The organism is Flavihumibacter petaseus NBRC 106054, from assembly GCF_000974785.1.
GTDB classification, from domain to species: Bacteria; Bacteroidota; Bacteroidia; order Chitinophagales; family Chitinophagaceae; genus Flavihumibacter; species Flavihumibacter petaseus.
Window position 1 is genome coordinate 313,786 of the sequence record NZ_BBWV01000001.1, and the last position, 17,118, is coordinate 330,903.

At 50.4% G+C, this 17,118-nt stretch carries 16 protein-coding genes; 13 read left to right on the forward strand and 3 right to left on the reverse strand.

The genetic code is table 11. The features are described from left to right. Nucleotides 1–177: 177 nt before the first annotated feature. From rpsT to FPE01S_RS01320, 3 genes are all read left to right on the forward strand, one after another. Entirely contained in the window at nt 178–441 is a 264-nt protein-coding gene (rpsT, locus tag FPE01S_RS01310; protein ID WP_046367140.1) for a 30S ribosomal protein S20, read from the forward strand. A gap of 69 nt (nt 442–510) precedes the next feature. Beyond that, nucleotides 511–2,280 (forward strand): M14 family metallopeptidase, encoded by a 1,770-nt coding sequence (locus FPE01S_RS01315; RefSeq protein WP_072053967.1) that lies wholly within the window; start codon nt 511–513, stop codon nt 2,278–2,280. 72 nt (nt 2,281–2,352) lie between these two features. Next, on the forward strand, nt 2,353–2,958 hold the full coding sequence (locus FPE01S_RS01320) for a toxin-antitoxin system YwqK family antitoxin (RefSeq protein WP_046367141.1): 606 nt from the start codon (nt 2,353–2,355) through the stop codon (nt 2,956–2,958). Here the strand turns inward: FPE01S_RS01320 and FPE01S_RS01325 are convergent, their stop codons facing one another. Beyond that, nucleotides 2,959–3,678 (reverse strand): head GIN domain-containing protein, encoded by a 720-nt coding sequence (locus FPE01S_RS01325; protein ID WP_052955431.1) that lies wholly within the window; start codon nt 3,676–3,678, stop codon nt 2,959–2,961. It lies immediately after the preceding gene. Nucleotides 3,679–3,728: 50 nt separating this feature from the next. Between FPE01S_RS01325 and guaA the strand changes: the two genes are divergently transcribed. Genes guaA through FPE01S_RS01355 form a run of 6 tightly spaced genes read left to right on the forward strand, consistent with a single transcriptional unit; the run spans nt 3,729 to nt 12,928 of the window. Beyond that, nucleotides 3,729–5,264 carry a glutamine-hydrolyzing GMP synthase gene (gene guaA / locus FPE01S_RS01330; protein ID WP_046367142.1) on the forward strand — a complete coding sequence of 512 codons (1,536 nt, stop codon included), beginning with the start codon at nt 3,729–3,731 and terminating at the stop codon, nt 5,262–5,264. Nucleotides 5,265–5,280: 16 nt separating this feature from the next. Beyond that, complete coding sequence (locus tag FPE01S_RS01335; RefSeq protein WP_046367143.1) at nt 5,281–6,471, forward strand: ABC transporter substrate-binding protein; 1,191 nt, start codon at nt 5,281–5,283, stop codon at nt 6,469–6,471. 10 nt (nt 6,472–6,481) lie between these two features. Next, nucleotides 6,482–7,471 (forward strand): ligase-associated DNA damage response exonuclease, encoded by a 990-nt coding sequence (locus tag FPE01S_RS01340; protein WP_046367144.1) that lies wholly within the window; start codon nt 6,482–6,484, stop codon nt 7,469–7,471. After that, on the forward strand, nt 7,468–9,069 hold the full coding sequence (locus FPE01S_RS01345; RefSeq protein WP_245623918.1) for an ATP-dependent DNA ligase: 1,602 nt from the start codon (nt 7,468–7,470) through the stop codon (nt 9,067–9,069). The genes FPE01S_RS01340 and FPE01S_RS01345 overlap by 4 nt, the downstream gene beginning before the upstream one ends. 35 nt (nt 9,070–9,104) lie before the next feature. Beyond that, nucleotides 9,105–10,469 carry a c-type cytochrome gene (locus FPE01S_RS01350; RefSeq protein ID WP_046367145.1) on the forward strand — a complete coding sequence of 455 codons (1,365 nt, stop codon included), beginning with the start codon at nt 9,105–9,107 and terminating at the stop codon, nt 10,467–10,469. After that, a complete protein-coding gene (locus tag FPE01S_RS01355; protein ID WP_046367146.1) occupies nt 10,469–12,928 on the forward strand; it encodes a ligase-associated DNA damage response DEXH box helicase in 2,460 nt (819 codons plus the stop codon). The genes FPE01S_RS01350 and FPE01S_RS01355 overlap by 1 nt, the downstream gene beginning before the upstream one ends. A gap of 3 nt (nt 12,929–12,931) precedes the next feature. Here FPE01S_RS01355 and FPE01S_RS01360 read toward each other — a convergent pair whose 3' ends face one another. Then, on the reverse strand, nt 12,932–13,420 hold the full coding sequence (locus tag FPE01S_RS01360; RefSeq protein ID WP_046367147.1) for a hypothetical protein: 489 nt from the start codon (nt 13,418–13,420) through the stop codon (nt 12,932–12,934). A 57-nt stretch (nt 13,421–13,477) separates the two neighbouring features. Here FPE01S_RS01360 and pdeM point away from each other — a divergent pair, with 57 nt between their 5' ends. Beyond that, a complete protein-coding gene (gene pdeM / locus FPE01S_RS01365) occupies nt 13,478–14,131 on the forward strand; it encodes a ligase-associated DNA damage response endonuclease PdeM (protein ID WP_046367148.1) in 654 nt (217 codons plus the stop codon). After that, on the forward strand, nt 14,128–15,045 hold the full coding sequence (locus FPE01S_RS01370) for a histone deacetylase family protein (RefSeq protein ID WP_046367149.1): 918 nt from the start codon (nt 14,128–14,130) through the stop codon (nt 15,043–15,045). The genes pdeM and FPE01S_RS01370 overlap by 4 nt, the downstream gene beginning before the upstream one ends. Nucleotides 15,046–15,137: 92 nt before the next feature. On the opposite strand, the gene FPE01S_RS01375 is transcribed toward FPE01S_RS01370, so the two are convergent. Continuing rightward, nucleotides 15,138–15,887 carry an XRE family transcriptional regulator gene (locus tag FPE01S_RS01375; protein WP_046367150.1) on the reverse strand — a complete coding sequence of 250 codons (750 nt, stop codon included), beginning with the start codon at nt 15,885–15,887 and terminating at the stop codon, nt 15,138–15,140. 122 nt (nt 15,888–16,009) lie between these two features. Between FPE01S_RS01375 and surE the strand changes: the two genes are divergently transcribed. Together surE and FPE01S_RS01385 are read left to right on the forward strand one after the other, a co-directional pair. Next, on the forward strand, nt 16,010–16,813 hold the full coding sequence (gene surE / locus FPE01S_RS01380) for a 5'/3'-nucleotidase SurE (protein WP_046367151.1): 804 nt from the start codon (nt 16,010–16,012) through the stop codon (nt 16,811–16,813). A 2-nt stretch (nt 16,814–16,815) separates the two neighbouring features. Beyond that, entirely contained in the window at nt 16,816–17,115 is a 300-nt protein-coding gene (locus FPE01S_RS01385; protein WP_046367152.1) for a hypothetical protein, read from the forward strand. Nucleotides 17,116–17,118: the final 3 nt, after the last annotated feature.

Consider the following 17,118-nt stretch of genomic DNA (forward strand, 5'->3'; position numbering starts at 1 on the left):
CGCGGGGTAGATGGAAATAATTGTTTTCAGGTATTAAACAGTTCAGATTCAATAGAGTTCAGGCGTATAAAGGGCTGAACTACTAAACTTGTAAACTGATAAACTTTTAAACTTCCTGTACTTTTTTTTGTCGCTTTCCCCTCTCCTTCCTACCTTTGCCGTCCTAAATTTTCAAGAATGGCTAATCATAAGGCAACGAAAAAAGATGTGCGTCAGGCTGCTAAACGCCGCGACCGGAACCGTTACTACGGTAAAACTACCCGTAACGCTATCCGCGACCTGAAAGCAATCGAAGAGAAAAAAGCCGCTGACGAAAGCTTGCCGAATGTTCTTTCCATGATTGACAAACTCGCTAAAAGAGGTGTCATTCATAAAAACAAAGCTTCTAACCTGAAGAGCAAGCTCACCCTCCGGAACAACCGTCTGGGCGCTACTGCTTAATTGCTCTTCCCGGAATACAACGTATTGGCCCTGTTACCACAGGGCCTTTTTACATTCAAATCCACTGATATGCCGCGCTTCCGCCTGGTTCAATTCGCTCTGCTGCCTGTCTTTCTGTTTTGTTCCGGGCTTCCCGGATTTGGCCAGTCCGCAGGCAGGCCCCGGCAATTGCCACCCACGCCATTCGAACAATCCAATGGCCGGCAAACTGCCACCTATGCCCAGGTAATCGCCTATTATGAGCTGTTGGACAAAGCATCCACCCGCCTGACACTTAAGAAAGCCGGACCTACAGACAGTGGATTTCCGCTGCATATTGCTCTCTACAGCAACGATGGTACCGCTGACCCGGCCCTGTGGCACCGCAAGGGAAAACTGGTCATCCTGATCAATAACGGCATTCATCCCGGCGAACCGGATGGCGTGGATGCTACGATGGCCCTGCTCCGCGACCTGGTTGCCGGCAGGATCACGCTACCCGACAACCTTGCCCTCGCTATTATTCCCCTGTACAATATCGGTGGCGCCCTGAACCGTTCGCCTTATTTCAGGGTGGATCAGAACGGTCCCGATGCCTTTGGCTCCAGGGGAAGCTCTGCCTATTATGACCTGAACCGCGACTTTATCAAATCCGACTCCCGGGAAGCAAGGAGTTTTACGGAGATCTTCCACTGGGTGGATCCGGAGGTCTTTGTTGACAACCATGTGAGCAATGGCGCTGATTACCAGCACGTAATGACGCTGATCTGCTCCCAGCACGATAAACTCGGCGGCGCGATGGGCCGGTTTATGAAAAACAGTTTCGAACCGGGCATGTACCGGACCATGAAAGAAAGGGGGTATGATCTGATCCCCTATGTCAACAACTTTGAAGACACACCGGTATCCGGCTGGCCCGAATTCCTGGAGGGTCCCCGTTTCAGTACCGGCTATGCCAGCCTTTGGCACAGCTTTGCGTTCATGCCTGAGACCCATATGCTGAAACCTTACCCCCAAAGGGTAAAGGCGAGTTATGATCTCATGCGGTCTTTTATTGATTTCTCTTCCCGTAACCACGACAGCATCCTGGAGACCCGGAGCCAGGATATCCGGGAAAGCCTCAATGCTGCCCGGTTCCCGCTGCAATGGACGCTGGATAAGTCACAGTACAGCGAACTGCTTTTCCGTGGTTTCGAGGCTGGCTATAAAGCCAGTGAGGTAAGCGGACTGAGCCGCCTGTACTACGACCGGAACAAGCCATTCGAGAAAATGGTAAAATTTTATAATACTTATAATTCGAGCCTTTTTGTCCAAAAACCCAGGGCATATGTGTTGCCCCAGGGGTGGTGGAAGGTTGCTGAACGTCTCCAGTTGAATAAAGTGGTCATGAAACAGCTTAAAAATGACACGACGATCAAAGTGGAGTATTATCAGTTGCTGGGTTACAAATCCAATCCGCGGCCATTCGAAGGCCATCATCTGAACACGATTGATTCGATGAAAACGGAATCGCAGGAAATGCATTTCCGCAAAGGAGACTGGTGGATTCCCATGAATCAGCCGGCAAACCGGTTTATTGCAGAAGTACTTGAACCGCAGGCAATGGATTCCTATTTCACCTGGAACTTTTTTGATCCGATCCTGAACCAGAAAGAAGGTTACAGCGCCTATATGTTTGAAGATACCGCTGCTGCTTACCTGAAATCCAATGCAGCATTACAGGTGCTACTGCAGGAAAAGCGCAACAGCGATACGGCCTTTGCAAAAAGCGCCTCGCGGCAATTGGATTTTGTTTTCAAAAACTCACCCTGGTATGAGCCGGACCACAACCGGTACCCGGTTTTCCGCGTGATGCAATAACGAGATTAAATCTGTATTATAAGGGGTTAGAGGCTGCGAAAAGGACTAGCTTTGCAGTAATTGCTTGCAGCCATGAAACACAGCTTTACGGGATGTGTTGCAGTTATCTGCTGCGCACTCTCGCTCAACACACACGCACAGTTTTCCACGCTGGAAAAAGTCACCTCCCTTACATCACTGGAATGGCATGAAAACTCACCTGTATCTGTAAACGATGGGAAATTCCGCTATGGCATACCTGATGGGGAATGGAGGGGATATTACCCGAATGGACAAACGAAGTTTATCCGCAGTTACAGCGCCGACAAATACCAGCGCATCAAACAGGAAATGCGGAAAGACAGCCGGCAGATCTTTACACCGCTGGCCCAGGCAGCCAAAGAAGATCAGCGCGTCTTTTACACCGTCACCTCCGGTAACAACCGCCTGCTCAATCATGGCCTGTACATGAACTTTTACCCCAGTGGCCTGGTGAAAGATTCAGGCTACTATGTGAACGGGCTCCGGGAAGACTACTGGATAGAGTTTACGGATAATGGCAGTTTCCGTACAGCCGGACGCTACCTGCATGGCAGGAAAGCAGGCGTCTGGACGCTGCATGCTGCCGACGGAAAACTGCTGGTCCTTACCCGGTATTCCCGGAAAGGAAAAGTGCTCTCCCAGAAAAAATATTCGTGATCAGTCGATCTTGCGAAGGTTCCCGCTCCCTTTGATGTCGGTGCGGATGGCAGGATTGCCGCGGTAACTTACGTCTCCGCTACCCTTGATATCGATCTCCAGTTCTTTTGAAGCATTTACGGATGCGTTGCCGCTACCCCTGATATCTACCGAAACCTTTTCTGCTTCCAGGTTTTCGGCCACCAGGTTGCCGCTGCCGGTGGTAGACAATTCCGTATGGTTTGACTGTCCGCTCAGCGTGATATTGCCACTGCCCATTGATTCCGCTTTTAATTCCGGTACTGTGACCTGGATATTGATGTCGCCACTGCCCCGGGTGCTGACTTCCAGGGAGCCGTCGCCTCTCAGCATGCCTGACCCGCTGATATTGCCCGATCCGTTGGACTGGATCCCCTTATAGCCGGGAGCAATCACGGTGATCCGGATATCTTTGGTCGGCTGCAGGTTAAACCCTTTCCGGGTGCGGATCACCAGTACGCCCCCTTCGGTATCGGTTTCAATATGTTCCGCAATATTCTCCTCTGCTTCAATACGTACTTCATGGTTGGCGCCAGACTGGAGTACCACATCAAAGGAGCCACGCTGTTCCACCCTGCTGAACGCAGCCGGCTGACGGTTCTGGGTGACAACATGGCCATCCCCCTTCACTCTTTTTCCAAAATCCAGTACACAGGCATTCAGGGAAACAAGCAGTACAGCTGCCAGCAGGTAAGTTCTCATATGAATAGTTAAGTGTTTCTTGACGAACAAAATTCTACCTTTGCGCGACCATGACAGAAAAAATCCTCATTTTAGATTTTGGCTCCCAATATACGCAATTGATCGCCAGGGCTGTGCGTGAGGCGAATGTATATTGTGAGATTCTTCCCTATTATCAGTCATTTCAATATGAGCCCGGATTAAAAGGCATCATCCTTTCCGGCTCGCCTTTTTCGGTAAATGATCCGAAGGCGCCGGACGTCGACATCCGTGCGATGATCGCCAAAGTTCCGGTACTGGGCGTTTGTTATGGGGCACAGCTGACTGCCAAACAATTTGGCGGCCGCGTGGAAAAAAGTGAGAAACGGGAATACGGCAGGGCGATCATCCAGCTCAAGAAAGAAGATCCGATCCTGCATGGCATGACCAACAGTTCACAGGTCTGGATGAGTCACGGAGACTCCATCAAAGAGTTGCCCAATGGCTTTGAATTGCTGGCAGATACGGAATCCATCCCGGTCGCTGCTTTCAAAAAAACACCTGGTGACGGCGTATTGTACGCCGTGCAGTTTCACCCTGAAGTATATCATTCCATAGAAGGAAAAAAACTACTCAAAAACTTCCTCGTCGATATTTGTGGTTGCAGCCAGGACTGGACGCCAGCACATTTCGTGACCGATACCGTTGCTGCCCTTAAAAAGCAGATCGGCGACCGCAAAGTAATCATGGCACTGAGCGGTGGCGTTGACAGCACGGTAGCGGCAACATTGATCTCCCGCGCTATCGGTGATAATCTTTACGGCATTTTTGTAGACAATGGGGTACTGCGGAAAGGAGAATTTGAGCAGGTACTGAAAACCTACAAAGACAACCTGCACCTCAATGTAAAAGGTGTAGATGCAAAAGATGCTTTCTACCGTGAACTGGAAGGCAAAACCGATCCTGAAGCAAAACGGAAAGTGATCGGCAGGATGTTTATTGAAATATTCCAGGAAGAGGCCCATAAGATCAGCGGCATTGAAATGCTGGGCCAGGGAACCATCTACCCCGATGTAATTGAAAGTGTTTCTGTTCACGGTCCCTCACAAACGATCAAATCGCACCACAACGTGGGCGGGTTACCGGATACGATGAAAATGTCGCTGGTGGAACCACTTCGTTTTCTGTTCAAAGATGAAGTGCGGCGTGTTGGCCGCGAACTGGGCATCCCCGATGAACTGCTTGACCGCCATCCCTTCCCCGGGCCAGGTCTGGCCATCCGGATCCTCGGAGAAATTACCCCGGAAAAAGTGGCCCTTCTCCAGGAAGCAGATGCCCGTTATATCAACGGTCTGAAGGAACACAATCTTTATAAAACCGTATGGCAGGCCGGTGCAATCCTCCTGCCGGTGAAAAGTGTGGGCGTGATGGGTGATGAAAGAACCTATGAATTTACCGTAGCCCTGCGTGCCGTTACCTCGGTAGATGGCATGACAGCGGACTGGGCACATCTTCCCTACGATTTTTTGGCATATATTTCGAATGATATCATCAACAATGTCAGAGGAATCAACCGGGTAGTGTATGATATAAGCAGTAAGCCTCCGGCAACGATTGAATGGGAATAAAGCACAAACACAGCCGATGAAAGTATTCAGCAGGCGCTTATTGTTTATTGTTATCTTAATCGCAGCCCTCCTGCCCTCCCGGGCCCAGGACGTTACATCCCCCCGCCCGGCGAAACAGGTACTGACCATTGTATTGCCCCTCTACCTGGATTCGGCATTTGATGGTGCCGGCCAATACCGGTTTGGTAAACAGTTTCCCAAATATTTCCTGCCGGGTCTGGAATTTTATGAAGGGGTGCAGCTGGCAGTTGACTCCCTGAACAAGGAAAAGTTACCGCTTGAAGTGCATGTGGTGGATAGTAAATCGAAGAAATCCATCTTTGATGTATTGCAGGAACCTGCGCTTCAGTCAGCCAACCTGATACTTGCGCAGGTAGCCAATAATGAGATCCGGGCCTTTGCGGATTTTGCCACCAAAAAACAGATCCCTTTCATCAATGTGAACCTTCCCAATGATGGCGGCATCACCAACAATCCATTTATGGTGATCCTGAACAGTACACTGGCAACACATTGCGAAGGCATCTATAAATTCCTCCAGAAAAACCACGCCGGTTCGACAGTCATCGTCTTCCGGAAAGCAGGTGCCCAGGAAGACAGGCTCAGGAACTACTTCAACGACGTTGAAAAAAGCACTACCGGTCCGAAAGTGAAGATCCGCTGGGTAACACTGCCGTCCACTTTTACTGCTGATCAGCTGACTCCTTATCTCGACAGCGGCAAAACCACCCTCTGTGTTGCAGGCAGTCTCGATGAGAATTTTGCCAGGACGCTTTGTGCACAGTTGTCTGCCATTCATACCGAGTATCCCGTACAGGTAATGGGTATGCCAACCTGGGACAATATCAAAGAATTCGACAGGAAAGATTTCAAGGACCTTGAGATCCTTTATACCACACCCTTCAATCCGTTGCGTACAGATCCCCTCAGTGAATCCATCAATACATATTTCAGGGACAAACTGTATTCACGACCCAGCGATATGGTATTTCGCGGATATGAAACCACTTACCGTTTCGGCCGCCTCCTGGTGGAAATGGGACCCAATATTGCTTCCGGTATCGGGGTCAAAAAGTATAAGGTGTTCACCGATTTCGACATTCAACCCGTGCTGCTGGACAAACAGAAGCAACAACTCGATTATTTCGAAAACAGGAAGATCTACGTTATCAAGAAACTCAACGGCGTAGCGAGCACGGTTTTTTAATAGCGTCCGCATGGAGCTGATCCGCATGACTGATGCCGGCCTGTATTGTGTTCCGGGAGGCTTTCACATTGACCCCTGGAAACCAGTACACAAGGCAGTAATTACCCATGCCCACAGTGATCACGCCAGGGCCGGGTCGGAACACTATTGTTGTCACGTGCATACCCGGCCATTGTTGCAGGCGAGGCTGGGCGCCACATCCATTGAAACGTTGCAGTGGAATCAGCCGGTGACCATCAACGGGGTGACCATGACCCTGTTCCCCGCAGGTCATATTATCGGCTCATCGCAGGTGCGGTTGGAACATGGCGGGGATACCTGGGTAGTAAGCGGCGATTTCAAAACCGTTGATGACGGGATCAGCGGAGCTTTTGAACCTGTACGTTGCCAGCATTTCATTACCGAATCCACCTTCGGATTGCCGATCTACCAATGGGCTCCACCTGAAACTATTTTTGAAGACATGCGCCATTGGATCAGGCAAAACCAGGAAAACGGTTTTAACGCTGTAATACTCGCGTACAGCCTCGGCAAGGCACAACGGGTCATCCGGGCAATTGGTGAGGATTTCGGAAAAATCTATGCTCACGGCGCTGTTGCCAATATGCAGGACCTGCTGATCAACGCCGGCTGGCAATTTCCACCGGTGGTCTATATCAATCCGCTTGAACCGCCGCCATCAATAAAAGGAGCTGTTATCCTGGCGCCACCCAGTGCAGAAAGCAGCAACTGGCTGAAGAAATTTCAGCCTTATAAACTAGCGGTTTGCAGCGGATGGATGCAGGTGAGGGGAAATCAGCGGAGACGCAATGCAGACCGTGGCTTTGTGCTGAGTGATCATGCTGACTGGGAAGGACTTCTGACGGTAACACGTGCAACGGAAGCAGCGCATGTATATGTAACCCATGGATTTCAAAGTGTATTTGCCCGGTATCTGAATGAGCAGGGCATACATGCCATGGAACTCGAAACAGCATTTGGAAAGGAGGAAGAATCATGATGCGGCTGTTTGCCAACCTGTTTGTTGACCTGGGTAATGTTACCAGGACTTCGGAGAAAACGGCCCTCCTGGCTAACTATTTCCAACAGGCACCACCGGAAGATGCGATCTGGGTAATAGCTCTTTTCAGTGGTCGCAGGCCCAAACGAATTGTCAACAGCACCCTGCTTGGGGAATGGTGCCGTGAACTTACGACACTCCCTTTATGGCTATTTGAAGAATCCTATCATACCGTAGGAGACCTCGCTGAGACGATTGCCCTGTTGCTGCCGGATTCCGGCGAAAGCCATTCTTCGCTGCCGCTTCATCAATACATCGATGCGCTCCGCCAGCTTGAATCGTCCACACCAGAAGAAAAAAAACACTATATACAGTCCGCCTGGTCAGAATTGAACCGTACGGAAAAACTGGTATTCAATAAGCTGATAACAGGAGGTTTCAGGATTGGTGTTTCGCAGCAACTGATGGTGCAGGCGTTGGCGGAGATAATCCCACTGGAGCCCAGTCAGGTTGCCCATCAGATCAGTGGAAAATGGGATCCGGCCACTACTACCTTTCAACAATTATTTGATCCGGGTGCGATCAAAACCGATGTATCTAAACCCTATCCTTTTTTCCTGGCTTATGCCGTTGAGGATGATCCCAGCGGTCTCGGCGAGCCGGACGAATGGCAGGCGGAATGGAAATGGGATGGCATCCGTGGACAATTGGTGAAGCGGGAGGGAAAAGCTTTTGTATGGAGCCGTGGGGAAGAGCTGATGACGGAAAAGTTTCCGGAGTATTCCTTAATGCTGGAAAAATTACCGGATGGTACTGTGCTTGACGGCGAGATCCTGCCAGCGAAAGATGGGCGTCCCTTACCATTTGCCCTTTTGCAGACGAGGATCGGCCGTAAAAATGTTACCCGTAAACAGCTGGAGGCAGTACCGGTTGCTTTTTTTGCATATGATCTCCTCGAGTGGCAGGGTCGTGACATCAGAGAACTGCAACTGGAAGAAAGGAGAGCACTTTTGGAACAGGTGGTGACCGCCGTTTCGTCACCGCAGTTACTACTATCGCCGGTTGTTTCATTTGACAATTGGGAAGCCCTCGCCGGATTGCGTGGTCAATCCAGGGAGGCATTTGCAGAAGGTTTCATGATAAAGCGCAAGCGATCGTCTTATCAGTCGGGCAGGCGCCGGGGTGACTGGTGGAAATGGAAGATCGATCCCCTGCACATTGATGCCGTCATGATTTATGCGCAGAAGGGGCATGGCAGGCGGAGTAACCTGTACACCGATTACACTTTTGCCGTTCGGGATGGCGACAAACTGGTAGCCTTCGCAAAAGCCTACAGTGGGTTAACGGACCGGGAAATCGCCCAGGTGGATGCCTTTGTGAAACAAAATGCCCTAGAAAAATTCGGACCGGTAAGGACGGTGAAGCCGGAGCTGGTTTTTGAGATTGCGTTTGAAGGTATTGCCGCATCGGGCAGGCATAAAAGTGGTGTAGCGTTGCGGTTTCCCAGGATCAGCCGTTGGCGGCAAGATAAAAAACCAGACGAGATCAATACCCTGGAAGACCTGCATGAACTGCTGCAGCGTTATGGCAAAACCTAGGGAACATCACTTATTTTTATGCAAAGATCCTGTTGATGAAACTGCTTATCTTATTGCCCGCATGTTTGCTGGCAGGTGTACTATGCACGATGGCATGGGATCCGGGCAAAGGAATTCCCATTCCCCCTTCCCCGCAAAGATCCGGTGATCCGGCTAAAGGATTTGAGTATCTGACCACCGGCGACTATGTGAAAGGCGGGATACCGCTTGATCTGTTCCGGATGACCAGGAACAAAGATGTTAAAGAACACCTGAAACGCCAGGGAGACAATGCAGGCATCCCTTATGGATTCACCGTGATCACCGCAGATAATGGGGAAAAGCTTGTGGCACCGAATTGTCTTCAATGCCACGCGCAGATATTTAACGACAGTCTCATCATCGGGATGGGCAACAGCCTCATGGATTTTTCCGGTGGGCAGCAGTTGTCGTCACGCGCCGTTACGATGGCAGCCAAGGTGTTGGAGCAGCGGGCGCCGGAGAAATATGCCGCGGCAAAAGACTTTCTCCAGGTATCCGCCACCGTTGGCCCGAAACTGATTACGGCAACCCGCGGCGTGAATGCCGCGGACCGGTTGGCAGCAGTACTGGCGGCGCACCGCGATCCTGTTACATTCAAATGGTCAGATTCTGCATTAATGCCCCTTCCGGAAAAAGTAATTCCCAGCGATGTACCGGCGTGGTGGTTGCTGAAGCACAAAAATGCCATGTTTTATAATGGATTCGGAAGAGGTGATTTTGGCCGATTCCTGATGGCGTCCAATTTGCTCACCGTAAGAGATACCACTGAAGCTGCAGCTGTAGACAGGAGGATCAGCGATGTACTGGCGTGGATCAACCAGTTGCAGGCACCCAAGTACCCGGGCACCGTGAACGCGGCGTTGGCCGCAAAAGGACAAATCGTTTATCAGGCGAGTTGTCAAAAGTGCCATGGTCACGGAGACGACTATCCCAACCTGCTGATCCCTGCAGATATTATCAAAACGGATCCCGCACTGTTCAGTAATAATTACCAGCAACCCCAGTTTGTCAATTGGTTCAACAGCAGCTGGTTTGCACAGGGTGATCACCCTGCCCGCCTGGTTCCCTTCAATGGGTATATTGCGCCGCCGCTGGACGGCGTGTGGTGCACCGCGCCATATTTTCATAACGGCTCTGTGCCCAGCATCATGGCCGTTCTCAACAGCAGGATCCGGCCCCGCTACTGGAGCAGAAGTTTTGACCAGCCCCGTTACGATTATGAACAGCTCGGATGGGTTTATGAGTCGAAAACCGAAGCTGCCGGTCCACAGGTTTATAATACCACACTGGAAGGCTACGGAAATAGCGGGCACTATTTTGGAGATAAACTTTCTGACAGTGACAGAAGTGCGGTGATTGAATACCTCAAGACATTGTGATGAAGGGGAGCCCGGGATATGACACCATTATTGAGTGGCTGACCGCTAAAGATTTCCGGCCTTTTGGCTTCCAGGAAGAAGCGTGGACTGCGATCGCCCAGGGCGAAAGCGGGCTGGTCAACGCCCCCACGGGTTATGGTAAAACTTACTCTGTTTTCCTGGGCAGTGTGATCCGGTATATCAATGAGCATCCAGGTGACTTCCGCAGCCGGCGGCCGGATGCGCTGCAATTACTTTGGGTCACGCCCCTGCGTGCTCTTGCTAAAGATATCGCCAGGGCAATGGAGGAAGCCCTGCAGGAACTTGGAATTCCCTGGAAGGTAGGCATCCGGAATGGTGATACCACACCCGCTGAAAGGCAGCGGCAACGAAACCGATTGCCGGAGATCCTGATCATTACTCCGGAGAGCCTGCACCTCCTGCTGGCGCAAAAAGATTATCCCCGAAACCTGCGATCGGTTAACCTGGTCGCAATAGACGAATGGCACGAACTGCTAGGCAGCAAACGTGGCGTACAGGTTGAACTGGCTTTATCACGCATAGTTGCCTTACGGCCGGATACACCTCCCGCCATCTTCGGCATTTCAGCTACGGTGGGCAACCTGGAACAGGCAATGGAAGTATTACTTTTCCCGCTGGGCGGCAAAGGCAGCATTATCCGCGCAACACTGCCCAAGAAGATGGAGATACTGTCTGTGTATCCTGACGAAATTGAGAAATATCCCTGGGCGGGGCACCTCGGCATCAAATTGGTGGACAAGATCATTCCCATTATCCGGGAAAGCCGCACAACACTTGTTTTCATCAATACCCGCGGCATGACTGAGCGCTGGTATCAGGCAATCCTGGATGCAGCACCCGATCTTGCCGGTGCAATTGCCATTCATCACGGCAGTATTGAACAGGAGCTCCGGATCTGGGTGGAGGAAGCATTGCATGCCGGCACCCTGAAAGTTGTGGTGTGTACCGCCAGCCTGGATCTTGGTGTGGATTTCCGGCCTGTTGAAACCGTTATCCAGGTAGGCTCCCCAAAAGGCGTTGCGCGATTCCTGCAAAGAGCAGGCAGAAGCGGTCATCAGCCCGGCGCCACCAGCAGGATCTGGTTTCTGCCCACCCATTCCCTTGAACTCGTTGAAGCTGCAGCACTGCAGGAAGCAATACAGGAAAACCTTATTGAATCAAGACCGCCCCAGATGCGCTGTTTTGATGTGTTGCTGCAATACTGCTGTACCCTGGCTGTATCAGAAGGCTTTGATCCGGACAGCCTTTTTCATGAAGTGCGCAGTACGCATTGTTACCAGGATTTATCGGAAGACGAATGGCAGTGGCTGACAGCATTCCTGCATAAAGGAGGCAAAGCCCTTCAGCAATATGATGATTACAACAAACTGGAATGGATCGATGACCGTTTCCGGATCACCAGCCGGAGAATGGCTATGCGCCACCGGTTGCATATCGGCACAATTGTAAGCGATGCCATGTTAAAGGTCCGCTTTGTTACCGGCGGCTATATCGGCATCATTGAAGAGTATTTTATTTCCAGGCTTGAACCAGGTGATGTTTTTACGCTTGCCGGTAAGAATCTTGAACTGGTGATGATCAAGGACATGACCGTGCTGGTGCGAAAATCCAATTCCAGGAAATCGATCGTTCCCAGCTGGAACGGAGGCCGGATGCCGCTTTCCGCTAACCTTGGTAAAATGTTGCGGCGACAGTTCAATGAGGCGGGTGCCCTGAACAGCAACAGCAAAAGGGAACTGAGGGTACTGGAGCCGCTGTTCTCATTGCAGTCTGAACTGAGTCATGTGCCCCGTGCGGATGAGCTGCTCATCGAACAGATTGAAACCAGGGATGGTTTCCATCTTTTTGTGTTTCCTTTCGAAGGCAGGTTGGTGCATGAAGCGATGGCTGCCATTCTTGCCTGGCGCATCAGCAAAATCAGGCCTATTACCTTTTCATTTGCCATGAACGACTATGGATTTGAGTTGCTCAGCGATCAGCCCATTCCCGTTGATGATACCAACGTGTATGCTTTATTTTCTCCTGAAGATTTATATCTCGATATCCAACGCAGTGTGAACAGCACCGAAATGGCCAGGCGTAAATTCAGGGACATTGCCGTTATCGGCGGTCTGATTTTCCAGGGGATGCCAGGCGAGCATAAAAAAGCGAGGCACCTGCAAGCAAGCGCCTCGCTTCTATTCAATGTATTCCGGGAATATGATCCGGATAATCTCCTGCTCAGGCAGGCCTACCAGGAAGTATTTGACCAACAGATGGAAGAGGTCCGGTTACGCGACATGCTGGAAAGAATCCAGCAGAGTCGTATTGTTTTAACTTTTCCTGACCGCCTCACGCCGTTCTGTTTCCCGGTGAAGGTTGACAGTTTACGGGAGGAGTTGTCTTCAGAGAAACTGGAAGACAGGATCCGCAAAATGCAACTTCAACTGGCCAGATGATTCTTAACGCAGGTATTTCAGCTGCGTAGTATACAGGATAATAAACAGTACCGGGAACAACAAAATCCAGCTCATGCCACCGGCAAAACCAATCCCCAGGAAAATAATGCTGCCGATAATCGGTAATATTTCTCCGATCAGCCACATAAAGTAGCCTGATTTCTGAAGTTTGCGCATCTGGATGGCGCCGTAGGCACACAGGCATACCCCCACCAGCACAATAATCAGGATGGGTACACGGTTCTCATAGGCAACCCTTGCCCGTTCCAATGCTTCCGGACCTGCCAGTTTTTTCATGAATTCCGGCGCATTGTCCAGCTGCCCGCTGGTTTGCAACTCTTCGAGCTTATCGAGGTTCTTCCTGCCACTGATAAAATTCCAGCCGTTGGATATCAGGTCAACTGCGCACCCGACAAACGTAAGAATGGTCAATACATTCAGGAGGGAAGGAAGTTTTTTCTCCTCCTTTAAAAATGGATCTTGTGTAGACATGAAGTAGGTTTTGGTTGAAAATCGATTTTAAAAATAACCATTTAGATTTGTATCCGAATGCAGGCACCTTTTTCTTTTTCCATTGCAGGGCAGCAATTGTGGTTATCCCCTTCGCGGGTCATTTACTGGGAGAATGAACAAACCCTGATCCTTTCGGATAGCCATTTCGGAAAGACCGGGCATTTCCGTAAAGCCGGAATAGCCATACCCCAACAGGTGTACCAGACAGATTTGCAGCGGCTTTTTTCGCTGCTGCAGTACTTTCAGCCGCAACGGCTGGTGATTGTCGGAGACTTTTTTCATAGTACGATCAACAAGGAGGCCCAGCTTTTTGCCCGCTGGCGGCATGACCATGCGCATATCCGGATGGACCTGGTAAAGGGAAATCATGATATCCTTGATCCTTCATGGTACGCCGGAAACGACATCGCGCTGCATCATTCCTTACTGTGCATGGGGCCATTTGGATTCATTCATGAATTTGATGCTTCTCCGGGCGGATGCGAATATTATTTTTCGGGGCACCTGCATCCCGGCGTAGTCATGCAGGGTATGGGCAGGCAGCATTTGCTGCTCCCCTGCTTCTATTTTTCGCCACATTATGCTATCCTTCCCGCCTTTGGTGGATTTACCGGACTGGCCCGGGTTCGTCCGGTTAAGGAGGACAATGTCTTCGTGATTGCTGAACATCAAATCCTGTCGCTGCAATGACAGGATCAGGATTGTTTGTCGCCTATGATCCGGCATACGTGCAACCACTCCCCCCGGATCATCGCTTTCCGATGATCAAGTATGAGTTGCTGGCGGAACAATTGGTTTATGAGGGACTGGTACAGTCGGGGCATTTTCATACTCCCGGCCGCTGCCTGACGGAAATTGCCGGGCTCACCCATACCCAGGAGTACCAGCACAAGTTGCTCCATCAGCAGTTAACCCCGAGAGAACAACGCGTGATCGGGTTTCCACAATCCCCCGCCCTGACCCACCGGGAGTATGTGATCACTCAGGGAACCATAGACTGTTGCCTGCATGCCCTGCATGGTGGTGTGGCACTGAATATTGCGGGTGGCACCCATCATGCATTTGCTGACCATGGTGAGGGTTTCTGCCTGTTGAATGATTTTGCTGTTGCTGCCAATTACCTCCTGCACGCGGGAGTAGCGAAAAAGGTGCTGATCATCGACCTTGACGTACACCAGGGAAACGGAACAGCATCGATCTTCAGTAACAATCCGGATGTGTTCACCTTCAGTATGCACGGCGGGAACAACTACCCATTCCACAAAGAAAATTCAGATGTCGATATCCCCCTTGAAGACGGCATCAGCGATACTGCGTACCTGGGCATCCTGCACGAGGCCCTGCCGCCTGTGATCGCTGCCTTTCAACCGGACTTTGCATTTTACCTCAGCGGCGTTGATATCCTGGCGACTGACCGCTTTGGGAAACTGAAAGTGACGGCAGCTGGTTGCTCCGCACGCGACCGTTTTGTTTTCAGTGCACTGAAAACCGCAGGGATACCTGTTACAGTAGCCATGGGCGGTGGTTATTCTCCGCATGTGCGGGACATTGTAAATGCACATTGCCAGACTTTCCGTGAAGCGGCCCGTATATTCGGCAAATAGTGCAGGCAAAAAAAAGCCCCGCAGACGCGGGGCTCTTACTAACCCATAAAAACTAAAAAAACAACACTCTTTCGTCGTGGTTTACGATATCATCAATTCATTTTCTTTTTCAATGTGGTCACCTGCTCCTGCAGGTTGGTTACGATAGATGCGAGCTGGTTGACATCCCAGCGTTGTTGCTGATTGGCCCGGGTCAGGATCATTTGCGCCTGCCATACTTCAACGATATCTGCGGCTTCTACCTGGTAGGGCTGATATACCGGGTTGTCGCTCACCAGGGTGTACCTGTGTTTCGCTTTCGGGCTCTTCATAATTCGTTTGTAGACAATTCCCTCCTGCTTCGAAACAACGATATAGGTATTGCTGTTTTTAAGGCCTTCCAGATCTTCGATCTTCTCTCCCACGATCACAGAACCGCTTGGTGTTGGCAGCATTGAATCTCCCATTATCTCAAATGCCCTGTAGGTTCCCGGCGCAAGCATCGGCAGGGTGAATGTATTCAGTTCATCAATAAATTCAGGGTCCGCATATCCGGCGAGATAACCCGCGGCAGCTTTTACCGGAACGAACTGGATCGTTGTCGGCTCAGAAGCCAGCTTCTGGGCACGTCTTTTAGCGATGTAATTGCCTTTGGTTTCACCGAGATCTTTCAGAAAAAGTTCATCAAGGCTGACCTTGAAAATATCACTGACAATTTCCAGCACTTCAAGACGCGGTTCTGCCCGTTCCTCTTCATAAGCGCCGAGTAATGATCGTTTGATCTTCAGTTTGGCAGCAAAATCTTCCTGTGTCCATCCCCTGAGTTTTCTCAGGTATTTAAGGTTTTTACCGGCATAAGACATGCTAATAGATTTAGTGTAAAAATACTAAAATTATTAACAAGGCAAAAAAAGAATGAAAAAAATCGGGAAAAAGTCTTTGTTACCTTCGGGTCCGATTTTGAATTTATTTTAGCAATAAGCATATGCCTACCAGGAAGAAAACAGCCACCCGAAAGTCATCGAAAGAACCGCCTGTCATCCTGGTTACCAATGACGATGGCGTAACAGCTCCGGGTATCCGCAACCTGGTAGAAGCAGTAAAAGATCTTGGCAAGGTGGTGGTGGTGGCTCCGGACAAGCCACAGAGTGGCATGGGTCATGCCATTACCATCGGTTCGCCGCTGCGGTTAAGTCCGGTTACCCTTTATGAGGATGTTGAAGCATACCAGTGTACCGGCACGCCGGTGGACTGTGTGAAGCTGGCGGTCGATAAGGTGCTGCACAGGAAACCCGATATCTGCCTGAGTGGCATTAACCACGGCGCCAACCATTCGATCAACGTCATCTATTCCGGTACCATGTCTGCGGCAGTGGAGGCAGCCATTGAAAGTATTCCTTCGATTGGGTTCTCCCTGCTCGATTACAGCATTGAGGCTGATTTCAGTGCGGCCCGGGTATATGCCCGCAAGCTGACACAGATGGTATTGGCCAAAAAGCTGGATAAACACCTCGTATTAAATGTCAATATCCCTGCGTTGCCCGAGGAAGAGATCAGGGGGATCAGGGTATGCCGTCAGGCCTATGCGAAATACCAGGAGGATTTCCTGGAACGGAAGGACCCCCATGGCAGGCAGTATTACTGGCTGACGGGCGCCTTCACCAATTTCGACAAGGGACGGGATACGGATGTGTGGGCACTCAACAATAATTACGTGAGCGTGGTTCCCGTACAATTTGATCTGACCAATTACGTTTTAAAAGCCAAACTGGAAAAAAGCTGGAAATAATAATGCTGAAAAAAGACAATCTCCGCCTGGGTATCCTGTTAGGACTGCTGGCGCCATTCATCGGCCTTGTGATTTATTATTTTGCAGCATTCTATACCCGCAACGTCAGTTTTGAAGAGTTCCTTGCCTTCATGCGTCAGAATAAATCGCTGCTTACTGCGGTCAGCAGTATCAGTCTTTTCGCCAACGCCATCCTTTTTACTATTTATATCAACAGCCGGCGCGACAAAACAGCCAAAGGGGTTTTTGTCGCTACCCTGATATATGGTATCGGGGTATTGTTGCTGAAGGTGGTTGGTTAACTT